The 14,851-nt window shown below is 68.9% G+C and carries 16 protein-coding genes; 4 read left to right on the top strand and 12 right to left on the bottom strand.

The window, feature by feature from the left end; translation table 11 throughout:
• Positions 1-2: 2 nt before the first annotated feature.
• Positions 3-701, bottom strand: coding sequence for an SDR family oxidoreductase (locus HW130_RS02680; RefSeq protein ID WP_177147710.1), 699 nt, complete (start codon positions 699-701; stop codon positions 3-5).
• Positions 702-708: 7 nt separating this feature from the next.
• Complete coding sequence (locus tag HW130_RS02675) at positions 709-1,248, bottom strand: TIGR00730 family Rossman fold protein (protein ID WP_177147709.1); 540 nt, start codon at positions 1,246-1,248, stop codon at positions 709-711.
• Between the two features lie 88 nt (positions 1,249-1,336).
• On the opposite strand from HW130_RS02675, the gene HW130_RS02670 reads away from it, so the two are divergent.
• Positions 1,337-2,134, top strand: coding sequence for an alpha/beta fold hydrolase (locus HW130_RS02670; RefSeq protein ID WP_177147708.1), 798 nt, complete (start codon positions 1,337-1,339; stop codon positions 2,132-2,134).
• A 117-nt stretch (positions 2,135-2,251) separates the two neighbouring features.
• Here the strand turns inward: HW130_RS02670 and HW130_RS02665 are convergent, their stop codons facing one another.
• The 7 genes from HW130_RS02665 to HW130_RS02635 form a co-directional block, all read right to left on the bottom strand.
• On the bottom strand, positions 2,252-2,920 hold the full coding sequence (locus HW130_RS02665; protein ID WP_177147707.1) for a hypothetical protein: 669 nt from the start codon (positions 2,918-2,920) through the stop codon (positions 2,252-2,254).
• A 28-nt stretch (positions 2,921-2,948) separates the two neighbouring features.
• Positions 2,949-5,282, bottom strand: coding sequence for a hypothetical protein (locus tag HW130_RS02660; protein WP_177147706.1), 2,334 nt, complete (start codon positions 5,280-5,282; stop codon positions 2,949-2,951).
• A 17-nt stretch (positions 5,283-5,299) separates the two neighbouring features.
• Entirely contained in the window at positions 5,300-5,731 is a 432-nt protein-coding gene (locus HW130_RS02655; RefSeq protein ID WP_177147858.1) for a hypothetical protein, read from the bottom strand.
• Positions 5,731-7,080 (bottom strand): type VII secretion-associated serine protease mycosin, encoded by a 1,350-nt coding sequence (gene mycP / locus HW130_RS02650; RefSeq protein WP_177147857.1) that lies wholly within the window; start codon positions 7,078-7,080, stop codon positions 5,731-5,733. Before mycP ends, HW130_RS02655 begins: the two co-directional genes overlap by 1 nt.
• A 29-nt stretch (positions 7,081-7,109) precedes the next feature.
• Positions 7,110-8,651, bottom strand: a complete 1,542-nt coding sequence (locus HW130_RS02645) for a hypothetical protein (RefSeq protein WP_256355791.1) — start codon at positions 8,649-8,651, stop codon at positions 7,110-7,112.
• Complete coding sequence (locus HW130_RS02640; protein ID WP_177147705.1) at positions 8,651-9,142, bottom strand: hypothetical protein; 492 nt, start codon at positions 9,140-9,142, stop codon at positions 8,651-8,653. The genes HW130_RS02645 and HW130_RS02640 overlap by 1 nt, the downstream gene beginning before the upstream one ends.
• 204 nt (positions 9,143-9,346) lie before the next feature.
• On the bottom strand, positions 9,347-9,859 hold the full coding sequence (locus HW130_RS02635; RefSeq protein ID WP_309140298.1) for an ATP-binding protein: 513 nt from the start codon (positions 9,857-9,859) through the stop codon (positions 9,347-9,349).
• A gap of 290 nt (positions 9,860-10,149) precedes the next feature.
• On the opposite strand from HW130_RS02635, the gene HW130_RS02630 reads away from it, so the two are divergent.
• Both HW130_RS02630 and HW130_RS02625 read left to right on the top strand, forming a co-directional pair.
• Positions 10,150-11,001, top strand: a complete 852-nt coding sequence (locus HW130_RS02630; RefSeq protein ID WP_177147704.1) for a helix-turn-helix transcriptional regulator — start codon at positions 10,150-10,152, stop codon at positions 10,999-11,001.
• A 12-nt stretch (positions 11,002-11,013) separates the two neighbouring features.
• Positions 11,014-11,220: a DUF397 domain-containing protein gene (locus HW130_RS02625; protein WP_177147703.1), complete on the top strand. Its 207-nt coding sequence runs from the start codon at positions 11,014-11,016 to the stop codon at positions 11,218-11,220.
• A gap of 60 nt (positions 11,221-11,280) precedes the next feature.
• Here the strand turns inward: HW130_RS02625 and HW130_RS02620 are convergent, their stop codons facing one another.
• Together HW130_RS02620 and mnmA are read right to left on the bottom strand one after the other, a co-directional pair.
• Positions 11,281-11,616 carry a hypothetical protein gene (locus tag HW130_RS02620; protein WP_177147702.1) on the bottom strand — a complete coding sequence of 112 codons (336 nt, stop codon included), beginning with the start codon at positions 11,614-11,616 and terminating at the stop codon, positions 11,281-11,283.
• Between the two features lie 93 nt (positions 11,617-11,709).
• Entirely contained in the window at positions 11,710-12,849 is a 1,140-nt protein-coding gene (gene mnmA / locus HW130_RS02615) for a tRNA 2-thiouridine(34) synthase MnmA (RefSeq protein ID WP_177147701.1), read from the bottom strand.
• A 60-nt stretch (positions 12,850-12,909) separates the two neighbouring features.
• Here mnmA and HW130_RS02610 point away from each other — a divergent pair, with 60 nt between their 5' ends.
• Positions 12,910-13,608 carry an N-acetylmuramoyl-L-alanine amidase gene (locus HW130_RS02610; RefSeq protein WP_177147700.1) on the top strand — a complete coding sequence of 233 codons (699 nt, stop codon included), beginning with the start codon at positions 12,910-12,912 and terminating at the stop codon, positions 13,606-13,608.
• On the opposite strand, the gene HW130_RS02605 is transcribed toward HW130_RS02610, so the two are convergent.
• Positions 13,605-14,768, bottom strand: a complete 1,164-nt coding sequence (locus tag HW130_RS02605) for a cysteine desulfurase family protein (protein ID WP_177147699.1) — start codon at positions 14,766-14,768, stop codon at positions 13,605-13,607. The genes HW130_RS02610 and HW130_RS02605 overlap by 4 nt on opposite strands.
• Positions 14,769-14,851: the final 83 nt, after the last annotated feature.

Raw genomic sequence — 14,851 nt, 5'->3', positions numbered from 1 at the left:
CCTCAGCGGCCCGGCCGCACGGTCAGGTCGTTGATCTCGGCGTCGCGCGGCAGGTCGAGGGCCGTGAGGATCGTCGTGGCGACCGACTCGGGGTCGATCCAGCGCTCCGGGTCGTACTCCTTGCCCTCCTGGGCGTGGACCTTGGCCTGCATCGGGCTCGCGGTGCGGCCCGGGTACACCGAGGTCACCCGCACCCCGGCCGCGTGCTCCTCGTGCCGCAGCGAGTCGGCCAGCGCCTTGAGGCCGTGCTTGGAGGCCGCGTAGGCGCCCCATTCGGCGTGGGCGTTCAGTCCGGCGCCGGAGTTGACGAAGACGACATGGCCCCGGGCCACACGCAACTGGGGCAGGAAGAGGCGGGTCAGCTCGGCGGGCGCTATCAGGTTGACGTTCAGCTGGTGGCGCCACGTCTTGGGGGTCAGCTCGCCGACCGGGCCGAGGTCGACGATGCCGGCGCTGTGCAGCAGCGAGTCGATGCGGTCGGGCAGGGTCTGGTGGCCGAGCGCCCAGGAGATGCGGTCGGGCTCGGCCAGGTCGGCGACGAGGGTGCGGGCGCCGGGGTAGCGCGCCGCGAACTCCTTGGCGCGGCCCGCGTCCCGTGCCAGGAGGACGAGCTGGTCGCCCCGCTCGTGCAGCCTGCGGGCGACCGCCGCGCCGATGCCGGATCCCGCGCCGGTGATCAGATGTGTAGCCATGTCCGCCATGCTCGCACTAGCGGACGCCGAGGCTCTCCTCCAGGTAGGCCATGGCGGCCACTCCGTCCTCGGCGAAGAACACCAGGTCGGTCAGGGGAAGCGGCAGGAAGCCCTCGTCATCCATCCGCTGGAACTGCTCCTTCAGCCCGTCGTAGAAACCGGCCGCGTTCAGCAGGACCACGGGCTTCGTGTGGTGGCCGTGCTTCTTGAGCTCCAGGATCTCGGTTGCCTCGTCCAGCGTCCCGGTGCCGCCGACCATGACGACGACCGCGTCGGACTTGGCCAGAAGCAGCGCCTTGCGCTCGGCGAGGTCCTTGGCGATGACCATCTCGTCGGCCGTGGCCCGCGCCTTGGCCTGCAGGAACTCCACCGACACGCCGACCAGCCGGCCGCCCGCCTCCTCGACCCCGTCCGCGACGACCTTCATCAGCCCGACGTCGGAGCCGCCCCACACCAGGGTGTGGCCGCCCTTGCCGATGAGTTCGGCGAACTCGCGCGCGGGGCGGGTGTAGCGCTCGTCGAGCTCGGCGGCGGAGAGGAAGACGCAGATGTTCATGGGACAACCGTACGGGCGCCCGGAAGGTCTCCGGAAGTTTCTACGCCGCCACCGATGAGTTGTGCCAGGCGGCCCCGTCTGCCCTCTCATGGAGAACTCGAGCAGGACGCTCAACAGGACCGAATCGGCGGACGGTACGCGCATCGTCTACGAACAGCGTGGCGAGGGACCGGCGTTGGTCCTGGTCGGCGGGGCGCTGTGCACCGCCGCGTCGGACGCGCCGCTCGCGGAGCTGCTCGCGGAGCGCTTCACCGTGTTCACCTACGACCGGCGCGGCCGGGGAAGCAGCGGTGACACCGCTCCGTACGCGGTGGAGCGGGAGGCCGAGGACCTCGCCGCTGTGATCGCGCAGGCGGGCGGGTGCGCCCTGGTCCACGGCACGTCCTCGGGCGCCGCACTGGCGCTGCGGGCGGCGTCCGACGGGCTGCCGATCGCGATGCTGTCGGTCTACGAGCCGCCGTTCGAGACGGACCCCGAGCTGCGGGAGGCGCGCCGGAGCTACGAGGCCCGGATGCGCGCCCTGCTGGCCGAGGGCCGCCCGGGCGATGCGCTGGCGGAGTTCCTGGGCGCCGTGGGGATGCCGCCCGAGGCGCTGTGGGGGCTGCGGCAGCTGCCGGTCTGGGCCGACATGGAGGCGCTGGCGCCCACGCTCGCGTACGACCACGAGGTGATGGGGGACGGCAGCGTTCCGGCGGCGAGGCTGGCGGCGGTGACCGAGCGCGTGCTGGTCGTCGACGGCGGGGCGAGCCCCGCCGGGATGCGGGAGGCGGCACGCGCGGTCGCGGCGGCGCTCCCCCGCGGCCGGCACCGGACCCTGACGGGCCAGAGGCACGAGGTGGCGCCGCACGTGCTGGCGCCGACGCTGATCGACTTCTTTGCGGGGTGACGCGGAGGGGCGGCCATCACCTGTCCCGCAGGACCACGGAAATACGCCGGAGTGGGCGTACACGACGGACGGGCCATGGTCCGCCTTCGGCGGGACCGCTCGTCGGCATGAGTGCGATTACGGAGCTTCGGTCAGCACCGGCTTCTGAGGCAGCCCTCCGTTGTCCTCACACTTCAGCTCCTCGGCCACGGCGAGGGACGCGGCATGGACAACGGTCAGGCCGGTCTCCCGGTGCTCTTTGGAGTCCTTCTCGAGGGCGGAACCGAGACTGAGGCGCCCCTGGATCCTGAGAGGGTTGTCTGCCGATCCCTCCAGGTCGGGGTTCACGCAGGTGAAGTAGATCTCCGCCATTCGGGGGCCCGCAGTAGCCTCTTCACCCATCGCGTAGAACCTGGCACCCGCGGGCAGCTTTCCAGTCCCCACATCGGAAGGGTCATAGATGGAGAACGCAAGCGACCCTTGGTCCAGGGTCCGCGACCGCTTCGGCGCAAGCGGGCACAGCTCGGTGGCACTGCTCCAGGAACGACCGGATGCAAATCCGTCCCGAAGGGCATCAGCAACCCGCTTGACGGCATCACGGCCAGCGCTCCCGTACGGTCCGGGGCCAAGGATGCGCTCGACTGCTTGGGAGGCCCTCTTCTCCTGGAACACGCCGTCACACACGTCGGACGCAACCACGTAGGGCGGCGGATCGTCGGGCTCCTCGCCTCCACAGGCAGCAGTCGCGGCCCCCAGCAGCAGTGCCACGCCGACAGCAATGGCCCTGCTCATCCCTGCGGATCTCACGTACCTTCTCCTCTTCACCCGCGGCGTGTCAGCCTGTCTCGGGGTCTGCGCCCTGCTGGTCCTCGCGGTCGTTGCCGGTGCCGTAGCCCACGCGCATGGATTCTTTCAAGTCCTGACCGAAATTGCTGTTGAAGTCGATCCCGTGGTATTGGAGGAACCTCGTCATCGGGCCCTCCGCCATCCCCTCGCCGCCGGTGTACACCCTGGTCTTTTCCTCCCGGGTGAGGTCCTCCATCTTGTTCTTGTGCTCGTCGATCGACTTGTCCGAGACGTCTCCAACGACCTGGCCGATGACCTGCTCGACCGCACCGCTCGCCGTGTCCGTGGCCAGCGGGATGAGCACGGCCGCGGCCCCGACGGCGGCGGTCGCCGGGAGGAAGGCGACACCTGCGGCCAGGGCGGTCGTGGCACCAAACTGGACCCAGCCGGCGCGCTTCTGCACCTCCTTCTGGTATTCCTCGTGCGTCTTCAGATTGGTCGCCTCGACCTGATCGGCGCGGGACTTGTCGAGCATGCCCTGCAGTTCTGCTCCGGTGTGCACCGCGGATCGGGCTCGGCCGGTGTCGATCTTCTCGTTCGCGTCGACCTGCGCTTCGAGCACACTGGTCGTATAAATCTCGTTGGCCTTGGAGACGGTGGCGTACGCGTCGGGGTGCTGACCGAGCACACTGAGCAGACTCCGGGCCGTTCCTCTGTCCAGGCTGAGGTGACTCTCCGCGTTCGTGGTCGGCGCGAAGACGCTCCCCGATTCACCTTTGTCAAGCGCCCAGTTAATGTCGTTCACATAGCCTGCAGTCATGTTGCCTACGCTGTCGGCGAGGGTCTCGTGTTGCTTCAGCAGGCCGCCGTCGTTCGCGTACTTCCGGACCACCTGATTCATGACCTCAGCAGTCTCTGCGTCACGGACCGGCGTCGGGTTCGGATCGTCCCACGCGTATCCGAGGGCGCCTGCCTCAAGGGCATGTCCGAGGGCGTCCGGCAGGTCATTGACGGAACCCTTTAGCTCATCCGGGGCAAGAGTGTCAACGTCTCGGAAGGACTTCCAGTCCTTGTCCGTGAAGAAGTCGAGATAATTCGTGAAGGCATTCCCGTTCTTATCCTTCCCCAGTTCGGCAGTAGCACCCCTGTTGACCGTCCCGTCCTCGTTGTAGGCCGTCGGCGGGTCCGTGAAGAAGTGCTTGGCCGCGTCCGGACTGTGCCCAAGAGCCTCCAGCATCGCGACAGTCGGATCGTAACCGGATCCGTTGACGCCGGACGGGTTGAAGGGGTTCTTGAAGGGGCCGTTCACCATCTTGTTCTCGGCGAACATGTACGGGTCCTTGGCGTGCAGCTGCGCCACGTGCTCGGCGATCGGATTGAGGAACTTCGCGTCGTAGTTCCCGTACCGCATGATGCCGCCGAGCAGTTGGTAGCCGAAGGGGCCGTTGTAGTCGTGCTTGGCCAGCGGGATGCGCTCGGTGCCGAGCTTGCGCAGTTCCGGACCCCACTCGGCGGTGAAGGTCTTGTCGTGGGAGGCGGTGGCAAGGGTGAGGCCGAGATTCTTCTGCAGTGCCTGGACGTCCTTCAGGCGCTCCTTGTCGAGCTTTCCGTACTCGTAGGTGTCCGTGGAGAGCTGCCCGAAGAAGGCCAACGACTTCTCCGGTCCGAGCTTCTCGTAGAAGTTCTTCGAGAACTCCGGTGACTTGCTGTTGTCGTGCAGCAGTTCATTGAGCGCCTGGAGCTCGGTCTGCGTGATATCACGCCCCTTGGCCGCAAGAGCGGCAGCATGGGCGGCCTCTTCCTGATCGAGGCTCTTGTACTTGGGTGCGGTGAAGTTGTGGTCATCCGTCACGTTTGCCGCGAGGGCGCGCTTCAGTGATTCGTCGGCGTCGGAACAGTCATCGACGATCTGATCAATCTTCTTCTGCCAGGAGGCGACGGCTTCCTTCTGCTTTCGCACGGCTTCCTGGTGCAGGGCACGATCCGTGTCGTGGCGAGCCGCCTCGTCCTTCTCCACATCATGCCGAGGTGTGACCTTGCCGTTGGCGTCCACATGGATGCCCGCGGCGGGCCCCTCCTCGTCCCTGATTCTGACTAATGCGTCCTTGGCTGTCTTGAACGAGGTGTGCGCGTCCTCGAGCAGCAGTTTGATGCCCTTGGCCTGTGCGGCGGCGTCGTCGAACTCCTTGGCTGTCTTTGCGATGAAGGGCCTGGTGACGTCGGAGTTGGCGCCCTGCCATTGAGCCTTGTCGGATTTCGCCTTCATGCCCTGCCGGGCTTCGTCGGCGAGCTTCTCCAACTTGGTCACCATTTCCGACCAGTCGTCCGCAGCCTCCTTCAGCTTGCCGACAGGCGCGTTGACGACTTCGTCGAACGTCAGCATGGCGTTTCCCCCACGGACTACTTGAAGTATTCGTTGATCTTCGACACAGAGAGCAGATTGCCGGCGATGTCTGCATCGTTCTTGGCGTGGGTGGACTTGGTGTAGTCGAGGTGGTTGGAGATCCGAGCGCAGGCGTCCAGGAGCGTCCGCAGCTGCTTGTTCCAGCGATCGTGCACCTTCAGCAGCTCCGACCCGCTGGTGAAGCCGCCGTTCGTCAGGGCGATCGCTGCATTGAAGGTTGAAGGACGGGCATGATCACCGTCCCGAGAGAGCCGACCGTAGAGCACGTAGGCTTCGTCCCCGACTGCTCCGAGGTCGTCTTTGTTCACCACCAGATCAGCAGCACCGCCCGAGGCTCCAGGGCCTTGATCAACTCGATTCAGTTGCATCTGTGCCGGCTGCCGCTCAGTAGCCTCGGTCTTGATCTGTTCCCACTCGTCCCAAGCCATCATGTGCCCCCGTTCGACCTGTTCCGGTTGTGTGGTGCGGTGTTCGGCGGGAGTGGCGGCTGCACGTCGTAGGGCTGCCCCACTCCGTACGGGTCTGGCGCGGCGGCGGCCGGTGTCGGTGGTGCTGTGCGGCGGCGGTTGCGGATCACCGGGATCGCGACCGTCGCGCCGAGGACGACAGCCGCACCGATGCCGGCGGCGATCCAGAGCGGAGTCGCGCTGCTGTCGTCGTCCGAGGCGACCGGCGCAGTCGACGGCCGGGCGGCGGCGTCCGAGGCCTTGGGGGACTCCGGGGACGGGGCCTTGGCGCCCTCGTACGTGAAGTCGGGAAGCGGGTACTTGTCCGCGGGGCCCGGGTTGCCCGGATTCTTCAGGGCGATCCGGGGGCGGGCGACGCCGTAGCCGATGACGTCGTCGCGGCTGAGGCCCTTCTCGTTGCCGCTGGCGGTCTGCAACAGGACGCGCAGGACCTGGTTGTTGGTCCAGTCGGGGTGCTGCGACCAGAGGAGGGCGGCGGAGGCGGAGGCGAGGGCGGAGGCTGCGCTTGTGCCGGTTCCGTCACAGAGCTGCGTCCCGCCTGCGCAGGCGCTGACCATGTCCTTGCCGGGGGCGGCGATGTCGACTTGCGAGCCCCACTGCGAGTCCTTGACCGGCTTGGCGTTCTTGTCCACGCCGGCTACGCCGACGACACCCGGGGTCGCAGCCGGGTACTCCTTCTCGTTACTGATGTCACCGCTGTTCCCGACCGCCGCAAAGATCAACTTGCCCTTGGCCAGAGCGTGCTTCACGGCGGCGTTCAGCTCCGGATAGTCCGCATCCGGGCCGCCCATGGAGATGTTGATGACCTTCGCGTCGGAGTCAGCTGCGAAACGGATGGCTTGGGCCATGTCCGCCGCGTACTTCTTCGCCCGACTCTTGGACCGCACCGCCCACGGATCCGCATACGGCATCTTGATGGGAAGAATCTTGACTCCAGGTGCCAACCCGTAGGATCCGCCGGATTTGCCACGCGCTCCCGTCGCTGCGATCAACGCAGCCATGCCAGTGCCGTGCCCCTGTTGGTCCGTGTGTTCATCACCCTTAAGACCGGAGTAGTCGACGCCGTCCAGGATCTGGCCACGGAGGTCTGCCACACTCTTGTCGACGCCCGAGTCGATCACGGCGACCGTGATGCCTTCCCCGATGCTGGTCTTCCACATCTCCTCGGCGTGCATCGCGTCCAGATGCCATTGCTGGTCCCGGACGGTTTCGGCGTGTGCGGGGACCGTCGCAATGCCCGCCAGGATCAGGCCCATGGCGGCCGTCAGGGCGTAGCGGAGCCTGGCTGGTTGCCTGCTGCAGGCGTGCATCTCGTACCTCTTACGGATTCGGTGCATGGTCACTCGACGACCGGGGGCACGATACGGCGTCCGTTCTGCCTCCAGGTCTCCTCGTCCTCGGTGAGGTAGTCGGGCCGGCCACCACCCTGCTCGTCACGTCGCCCCGCCGACGCGGTCGAGCCCGGGGGCGGGGCTGCCGCTCCTCCCCGTCCCGCAGCAGCCCCCAGGACGCCCTGTCGGGGAGTGGCCCCGGACACAGACCCAGAACCACCCGGTGTGATGGGGCGCGCCCCCGGTCGGCTGGCCTGCTGGGGGTTGCCCCCGACGATGCCGCCAGCCTCGGAGGCGTAACGGCGACCAGCAGGCGCACCCGGTCGTGGAGTGCCGTTCCCTGTCCCCATCGCAGGCTGGTGGCCCACCGGGCCGCGGGCAGTCGGCGTCCCCTCCCCGCCGACGACCAGACCACGCGGGATCCCACGCGCAGGGCCTGTCGTGCTCGGCGGGACCGGTCGTCCGCCGACGATGCCGCTGTCACGCGGCAGACGCCCGGGACTACCCGAATCCGGCAGCCCCTGGCTGGGCAGGACCGGTGGCCGTACGCCACCCTGGCCCGGCCGACCCGTCACGGAAGGCACAGACGGAAGAGAAGGCTTGACCTGACCCTTGCCGAACACAGGAGGAACCGGCACGGGCGGCATGCCCCGCGGATCAGGGGTGCCGCTCGGCGGCGGACCGACCGGGGGCGCGGCCGGAGACGACGGCGGCGTCGGCAGTACCGGAGCGCTGTCGATTTCCATACGGGTTGGCGGCTCTATCCGCGGGGGCTGCGCCGGGGATGCGCTGAGGCCGAGCTGCGGCGCACCGGCCGCTGCTTCTGGGCGTGCAGCGCTGATGGAGGCAGTCGGGGATTCCGCACCAGTCACCGGCCTTGCTGTCGCTGCCGCGCCCTCACCCGGAACCGATTTGTGTGAATTTGTGTAGCGCCACCCGTCCCCCAGGTACTTCGCCGGCGGCGGAAACGTCGGTGGCGTCGCCGCGTTCACCTGCTGTGCGCTGAACTCGTACGTCTGCGCCAGCTTCCGCAGCCGCTGCGCCGCCTCGAATCGCGCTGCGTCGATCCGGCCCTGTGCCGCCGCCGCGTCGGACTGCGCCGACTGCGCCGCGCCGCGGGCGTCCGGGTCGTTGCGGTTGGCCGGGTCCGTGGCGACCCCGTACGCCGACTCCGCCTTGCGCAGGTCCGCCTGCGCCCGCGTCGTCTCCGAGACCGGTGGCATCGCCGCCTTCGCCTCGGTGATCGCCTCCGCGACCAGCTCCATCCAGCGCGACGCGCCCTTGCTGTACTCCCCCAGGCGCAGCGTCGCGCTCGCCGTCTGCCCGCCCCACTCGCGGAACGCGTCGCCGCCCTCGCCGTGCCAGGGCAGGCCCGTCACGTACTCCTTCAGGTCCTCGCCGATCTTCGTGATCGCCGAGGAGGCTTGGGCCAGCTTCGCCGACAGGTTCGACGCGCCTGCGGGGCTGGCCGACGCGATCAGCGCGACGAGCTGCTGATGCGACATCGACTCGAAGTCCGTGTGCTGAAGCTGCGGCTTCTTCTCCCCCATCAGAAGCCGGCTTCCTTGTCCTGCTTCTTCTTCGCCGGCCCCTGACCGACGAACGGATCGCGCTCCCGGTCGTAGTACGACTCCACCTCGGCGTTGACCGCCTTCATGCGGTCGCGGATGTCCTGGTCGACGTTCTCGTAGCCAACCTGGGAGGAATGCATCGCCAGGCCCATGCCCTCGATCTGCGCGCCCAGCGCCTTCGACAGCTTCTCCAGCTCGTCATGCACGATCGTGTACGAGTCGAACAAGAACTGCGCCTCACCGAAGTCCGCGGACCCCAGCTGGCCGCGTGACACACGGTCCTCACCCATCCTGCCGGGAGCGGCCTCCGACCCGTCGAGTGCGATCAGCAAATCGTCGACCCTCTTCTTGAAGGTCCTCATCTTCTGGGCCTCGATCGCCAACGCCTGCTGCGGATTCACCGCGTACAAACTGTCGAACGACGTCCCCGTGTCCGGCGACGCCGCTGCTCCGTTTCCCCCGCGCGCCACAGCGCCCCTCCCCCGTACAGCCGATATGCCGAGGGCCATTCTAGATCGAGACCAGGAAGGGATTCACAGCAGCAACGACGCCAAAACGTAGGCACATTGAGCCAGCTTGGCCGGGGACATCCCAGACCCCGGACTCCCCTCACCCGGCGCTAGGTGTACCAGGGGAAGGAGACGCCTCCGCCGGTCGCGATACTGGCCCGGAGCTCAGGCCACCAGCGTGGCCGTGGCCGGTGTCGGCGGGCCTGGGTCGAGGCGCAGCTCGAACCAGATGACCTTGCCTCCCTCACCGAAAAGCGTCTCGTCCAGACAGCAGCCGCCCCAGTGGTCGGCGACCAGGTCGAGGATCAAGAGCCCGCGTCCTCCATCGGCCTCGGGTCCGGGCGGCGCCAGTTGGACGGGGAAGACGGGGCTGGGGTCCGTGACGCTGACGCGCAGTACGGGGTGCTCCCAGCGCAGCCGGACGGATGCGGGGCCGGGTGTGTAGCGGATGGAGTTGGTCGCCAGTTCACAGGCCAACAGCACGGCGCGATCGGTGAGTTCATCGAGGCCGTGCGCGGCGAGGATCGTACGCAGAGTCGCTCGGGCGATCCCGGGACCGCGCGGGTCGCGGGGGAAGCGGAGCTCGTACTCCCAGGGGTGAGTAAAGGGGATCGGGGCGGGGACGGCCGTGATGGGCATGGTCTGCGCGTCCTGCTTTGCTGACGGTTCCGGCTTCACGCAGGCACCTCCTTGTGCGGCGCGGATGGATCGGTGCTGTGGCGCCATTCGCCGGATTGGGCCGTTCCGTTGCAGGCGGCTTGCCGGTTCACCCGTAGCGGCCGGGGAGTTGGGCGAAGGTGTGCTTCCCGCGCGGGAACGAGACGGTTGGCGAGTGGTTCAGTTCACACGCTAACGGCAGGACTAAAACGGGTGCTACCAGTTTCACTAAAACGAGTCATACTCACGTTTTCGGTGGACGGCCAACCGCGTAGCTCGGCAAACTGTCCGCGCAAGCGAGGAGTTGACCCATGGCACCGAGGCAGTACCCGACCATCCGCCAGCGCCGATTCGGCGCCGAGCTGCGTCGACTGCGGGACGCCGCCGGCATGTCGGCGCCAGCGGCTGCCGAGCGTCTGGGCGCGGACCGGACGATGATCTCCAACATCGAGTCGGGACGATTCGGCATCAGCGAAGAGCGGTTGCGTCGCCTCGCCAGCATCTACGAATGCGACAACCCCGAACTCGTCGACGCCTTGGCCCGGATGACCGGTGGGCGCTCAAAGGGCTGGTGGGACGAGTACCGGGGCAAGATCCCACCGGACTTTCTCGACGTGGCCGAACTGGAACACCATGCCACGGGCCTGAGGACGCTCCAGACAGCCCACATTCCAGGCCTGTTCCAGACCGAGGACCACGCTCGCGCTCTCTTCGATCTGTTCGTGCCGGCACTCCCCCGGCTGGAGGTCGAATTGCGCGTCGCCCACCGGCTGGCTCGGCACAGCGTGGTCGCAAACGATCCCGGCGTGCCGTACGTGGGGCTGATCCACGAGGCGGCGCTCAGGATGCGCATCGGTGGCCGCCGAACCGCAAGAGCACAGCTGAGCCGGCTTCTCGAGGAGAGTGAGCGCCCCAACGTGCGCCTGCTCGTGATCCCTTTCACGATCGGCGGATTCCCCATGGCCGGTGACACGGTGATGTACGCCTCGGCCACCGATCCGCACCTGGACACCGTGGAAGTGGACTCACCGATCGGCGCGGTCTTCTTCGATTCACCTACGCAGCTGGCCAACTTTCGTCGGCGGCTGGACTTGGTCGAACAGGTGGCGTTGAATCCGAATGAGTCGAGGAACCTCATCCTCGAAATCGCCGGTGATCTGTAAGAGGTACCAGACTTGTCCGAGTTGAAGTGGTTCAAGTCCTCGTTCTCCGAGGCTTCCGGCAACGCCTGCGTCGAGGTCGCCGTCTCCGACACCGACACCGACATAGCCATCCGCGACAGCGTGTTCCCGCACCACACGTTCACCGTCGACCGCCGTGCCTTCGCGGCCTTCGTCGCGAGCGCGGGGCGCAGCGACCGCCCAGCGCGCTCCGGCGCCTGACGCCAGTGCCCAACCGGGCCGCCGGGTCACGAGGCGCTTCGACCTCGCGACCCCCGCGCGTCACGCGTGGCTGAGGATCACCGCCAGCGCCGCGGACTCGGCCAGGAGCTGCACGGCGAACGCCACCCGTCGCACCCGCACCGCAGGTGCCGCCAGCGCGACGACCCACGCCGCAAACGCCAGGCCGACGCCCCAGCCGAAGAGCCAGCCCGGTAGCGGCGTGCCGCACTGCTCGCCGTACGTCAGGCAGCGAGACGCCCCTTCGGATGCGAGGGGCAGTACGCCGACCGCCAACGCCGCCGGCACGAAGAGAACGGCGGCCAGTACGGACCAGAAGCGGATGCGGTCCGTGGCTTTGGTGGCATCGGGCAGTGGCAGGGAATCAGTCGGGTTCATGCCCTTGATCCCACACCGCCGCACGGCCCGGCACACCGGTCCGCGTACTCAACCGCGGTGTCCCCGATACTCAGCGGCCGGCCGGTCGCGGCCTCAGGCCACCGCCGTCGCCCGCCGCGTCGTCGCGATCGTCGCGGAGCCGACCACACGCGTCCCGTCGTAGAGCACGATCGCCTGGCCGGGCGCCACCGCGCGGACCGGCTCGGTGAAGGTGACGTGCAGCTCTCCGTCCACCAGCTCCGCCGTCGCCTCCGTCTCGCCGCCGTGGGCGCGCAGCTGCGCGGTGTACGTCGCCGGGCCCTCGGGGGCCGCGCCGCACCAGCGGGGCTTGATCGCCGTCAGGGCGGTGACGTCCAGTGCCTCGGCCGGACCGACCGTCACCGTGTTGTTCACCGGGGAGATGTCGAGCACGTAGCGCGGCTTGCCGTCCGGGGCGGGATGGCCGATGCGCAGGCCCTTGCGCTGGCCGATCGTGAAGCCGAACGCGCCGTCGTGGCTGCCCACCCTGTTGCCCGCCTCGTCGACGATGTCGCCCTCCGCCTTGCCGAGGCGGTTCGCCAGAAAGCCCTGCGTGTCGCCGTCGGCGATGAAGCAGATGTCGTGGCTGTCGGGCTTCTTCGCGACCGCGAGCCCGCGCCGCTCGGCCTCGGCCCGGATCTCGTCCTTGGTGGTGAGCGTGTCGCCGAGCGGGAACATCGCGTGGGCGAGCTGCTTCTCGTCGAGGACGCCGAGCACGTACGACTGGTCCTTGGCCATGTCGCTGGCTCGGTGCAGCTCGCGCGTGCCGTCCTCCTTGAGGACCACGGTCGCGTAGTGCCCGGTGCACACGGCGTCGAAGCCGAGCGCGAGCGCCTTGTCGAGCAGCGCGGCGAACTTGATCTTCTCGTTGCACCGCAGGCACGGGTTGGGCGTCCGGCCCGCCTCGTACTCGGCGACGAAGTCCTCGACCACGTCCTCACGGAAGCGCTCGGCGAGGTCCCACACGTAGAAGGGGATGCCGATCACGTCCGCGGCGCGGCGGGCGTCGCGCGAGTCCTCGATGGTGCAGCAGCCGCGGGCGCCCGTACGGAAGGACTGCGGGTTCGCGGAGAGCGCCAGGTGGACCCCCGTGACGTCGTGCCCGGCCTCGGCGGCGCGGGCGGCGGCGACAGCGGAGTCCACGCCGCCGGACATGGCGGCGAGCACACGGAGGGGGCGCGGGGAGGTCTCGGTCCGCGGGAAAGTCTCAGTCATAGCCCTACCAGGGTACGGGCCCCGGGAACCGATGACTCCTGAGTATGCGTTGTGGTCGTCATGGGGAGCGATAAGAAGCACGGCAAGCGCAGGAGCGGCGTGAGCCGGCGGGCCGTGCTGATCGGGGGCGGGGCCGTGATCGTCGGCGGCGGGGTGGTGGCGGGCGAGGAGATACGCCGTGTCTGGCGCGGTATGCCGTGGGTGCGCACGCCGCGCAAGCCGGGCGAGATCGACCATGCCGGGGCGCAGTGGATCTCGGCGAACGCGGCGAACTGGCGGCTGGCCGACCGCCCCGACGACTACACGATCGACCGCGTGATCATCCACGTCGTCCAGGGCAGCTATCCGACGGCGCTGAAGGTCTTCAAGGATCCGCTCCACGGGGCGGCGACGCACTACGTGGTCCGCAAGGACGGTCATGTGGCGCAGATGATCCGGGAGCTGGACGTCGCCTACCACGCGGGCAACCGCTCGTTCAACGAACGCAGCATCGGCATCGAGCACGAGGGTTTCGTGGACCGCCCGCAGGATTTCACGGACGCGATGTACCGCGCGTCCGCGAAGCTGACGGCGGGCATCTGCGCGCGGTACGGGATACCCGTCGACCGCGAGCACATCATCGGCCACATCGAGGTCCCGGGGACCGACCACACGGACCCGGGACCGCACTGGGACTGGAAGCGCTACATGAAGCTGGTGCGGGAGGCGGCGGCCGAGCAGGGCACTGCCCGAGGGCACGCCCCCGCGGAGGCCCGCTAGCTGAGTCCCGCCGTACGGGCCCGTTCGACCGCGGGTCCGATGACCTGGGCAACCGCGTCCACGTCGGCCTTCGTCGAGGTGTGGCCGAGGCTGAAGCGCAGCGTCCCGCGGGCCAGGTCCGGATCGGCGCCGGTCGCGAGCAGTACGTGGCTGGGCTGGGCGACCCCCGCCGTGCAGGCGGAGCCCGTGGAGCATGCGATGCCCTGCGCGTCCAGCAGCAGGAGCAGGGAGTCGCCCTCGCAGCCGGGGAAGGTGAAGTGGGCGTTGGCCGGCAGCCGGTCGACCGGGTCGCCGCCGAGGATCGCGTCCGGCACGGCCGCGCGCACCACGCGGACGAGCTCGTCGCGCAGCGCACCGATGTCCCGGGCGAAGTCCTCGCGGCGTTCGGCGGCCAGCCGCCCGGCGACGGCGAAGGAGGCGATGGCGGGGGCGTCGAGCGTGCCGGAGCGCACGTGCCGCTCCTGGCCGCCGCCGTGCAGGACGGGAACGGGGCTGTACTCGCGGCCGAGCAGCAGCGCGCCGATGCCGTACGGGCCGCCGATCTTGTGGGCGGAGACGGTCATCGCGGCGAGCCCCGAGGCGGCGAAGTCGACGTCGAGCTGACCGACGGCCTGTACGGCGTCGGCGTGCAGCGGAATGCCGAACTCCCGGGCGACCTCGGCCAGTTCGGCGACGGGGAAGACCGTGCCGATCTCGTTGTTGGCCCACATCACGGTGGCCAGCGCGACGTCGTCGGGGTTGCGCGCGATTGCCTCGCGCAGCGCGTCGGGGTGGACCCTGCCGTACGTGTCGACCGGCAGGTACTCGACGGACGCGCCCTCGTGCTCGGCGAGCCAGTCGACGGCGTCGAGGACGGCGTGGTGCTCGACGGGGCTGGCCAGGACGCGGGTCCGCGCCGGGTCGGTGTCGCGCCTCGACCAGTACAGGCCCTTGACGGCGAGGTTGTCGGCCTCGGTGCCGCCGGAGGTGAAGACGACTTCGCTGGGCCGTGCGCCGAGGGCCTCGGCGAGCGTCTCGCGGGCCTCCTCGACGGTACGGCGGGCGCGTCGCCCGGCGGCGTGCAGCGCGGAGGCGTTGCCGGTGACGGCGAGGTGGGCGGTCATCGCCTCGACCGCCTCCGGCAGCATCGGAGTGGTCGCGGCGTGGTCGAGGTATGCCATGGTGGCCTCGATTCTACGAGGCGCTGTGGGGGCGCGGCTGCGGCGCAGGGGTGCACGGTCGTCCTGCGCGCGTCCCTGGCGGG

The organism is Streptomyces sp. PKU-EA00015 (genome assembly GCF_013387495.1).
Lineage (GTDB): Bacteria > Actinomycetota > Actinomycetes > Streptomycetales > Streptomycetaceae > Streptomyces.
Note: the sequence above shows the minus strand (reverse complement) of the source record. Positions and strands in the feature narration are given on the sequence as shown.

What these genes read in the sequence shown, in the direction of transcription:
- HW130_RS02680 (WP_177147710.1), bottom strand. Translation starts at nt 701, where the DNA reads ATGGCGGACATGGCTACACATCTGATCACCGGCGCGGGATCCGGCATC.
- HW130_RS02675 (WP_177147709.1), bottom strand. Translation starts at nt 1,248, where the DNA reads ATGAACATCTGCGTCTTCCTCTCCGCCGCCGAGCTCGACGAGCGCTAC.
- HW130_RS02670 (WP_177147708.1), top strand. Translation starts at nt 1,337, where the DNA reads ATGGAGAACTCGAGCAGGACGCTCAACAGGACCGAATCGGCGGACGGT.
- HW130_RS02660 (WP_177147706.1), bottom strand. Translation starts at nt 5,282, where the DNA reads ATGCTGACGTTCGACGAAGTCGTCAACGCGCCTGTCGGCAAGCTGAAG.
- HW130_RS02655 (WP_177147858.1), bottom strand. Translation starts at nt 5,731, where the DNA reads ATGGCTTGGGACGAGTGGGAACAGATCAAGACCGAGGCTACTGAGCGG.
- mycP (WP_177147857.1), bottom strand. Translation starts at nt 7,080, where the DNA reads ATGCACGCCTGCAGCAGGCAACCAGCCAGGCTCCGCTACGCCCTGACG.
- HW130_RS02645 (WP_256355791.1), bottom strand. Translation starts at nt 8,651, where the DNA reads ATGGGGGAGAAGAAGCCGCAGCTTCAGCACACGGACTTCGAGTCGATG.
- HW130_RS02630 (WP_177147704.1), top strand. Translation starts at nt 10,150, where the DNA reads ATGGCACCGAGGCAGTACCCGACCATCCGCCAGCGCCGATTCGGCGCC.
- HW130_RS02620 (WP_177147702.1), bottom strand. Translation starts at nt 11,616, where the DNA reads ATGAACCCGACTGATTCCCTGCCACTGCCCGATGCCACCAAAGCCACG.
- mnmA (WP_177147701.1), bottom strand. Translation starts at nt 12,849, where the DNA reads ATGACTGAGACTTTCCCGCGGACCGAGACCTCCCCGCGCCCCCTCCGT.
- HW130_RS02610 (WP_177147700.1), top strand. Translation starts at nt 12,910, where the DNA reads ATGGGGAGCGATAAGAAGCACGGCAAGCGCAGGAGCGGCGTGAGCCGG.
- HW130_RS02605 (WP_177147699.1), bottom strand. Translation starts at nt 14,768, where the DNA reads ATGGCATACCTCGACCACGCCGCGACCACTCCGATGCTGCCGGAGGCG.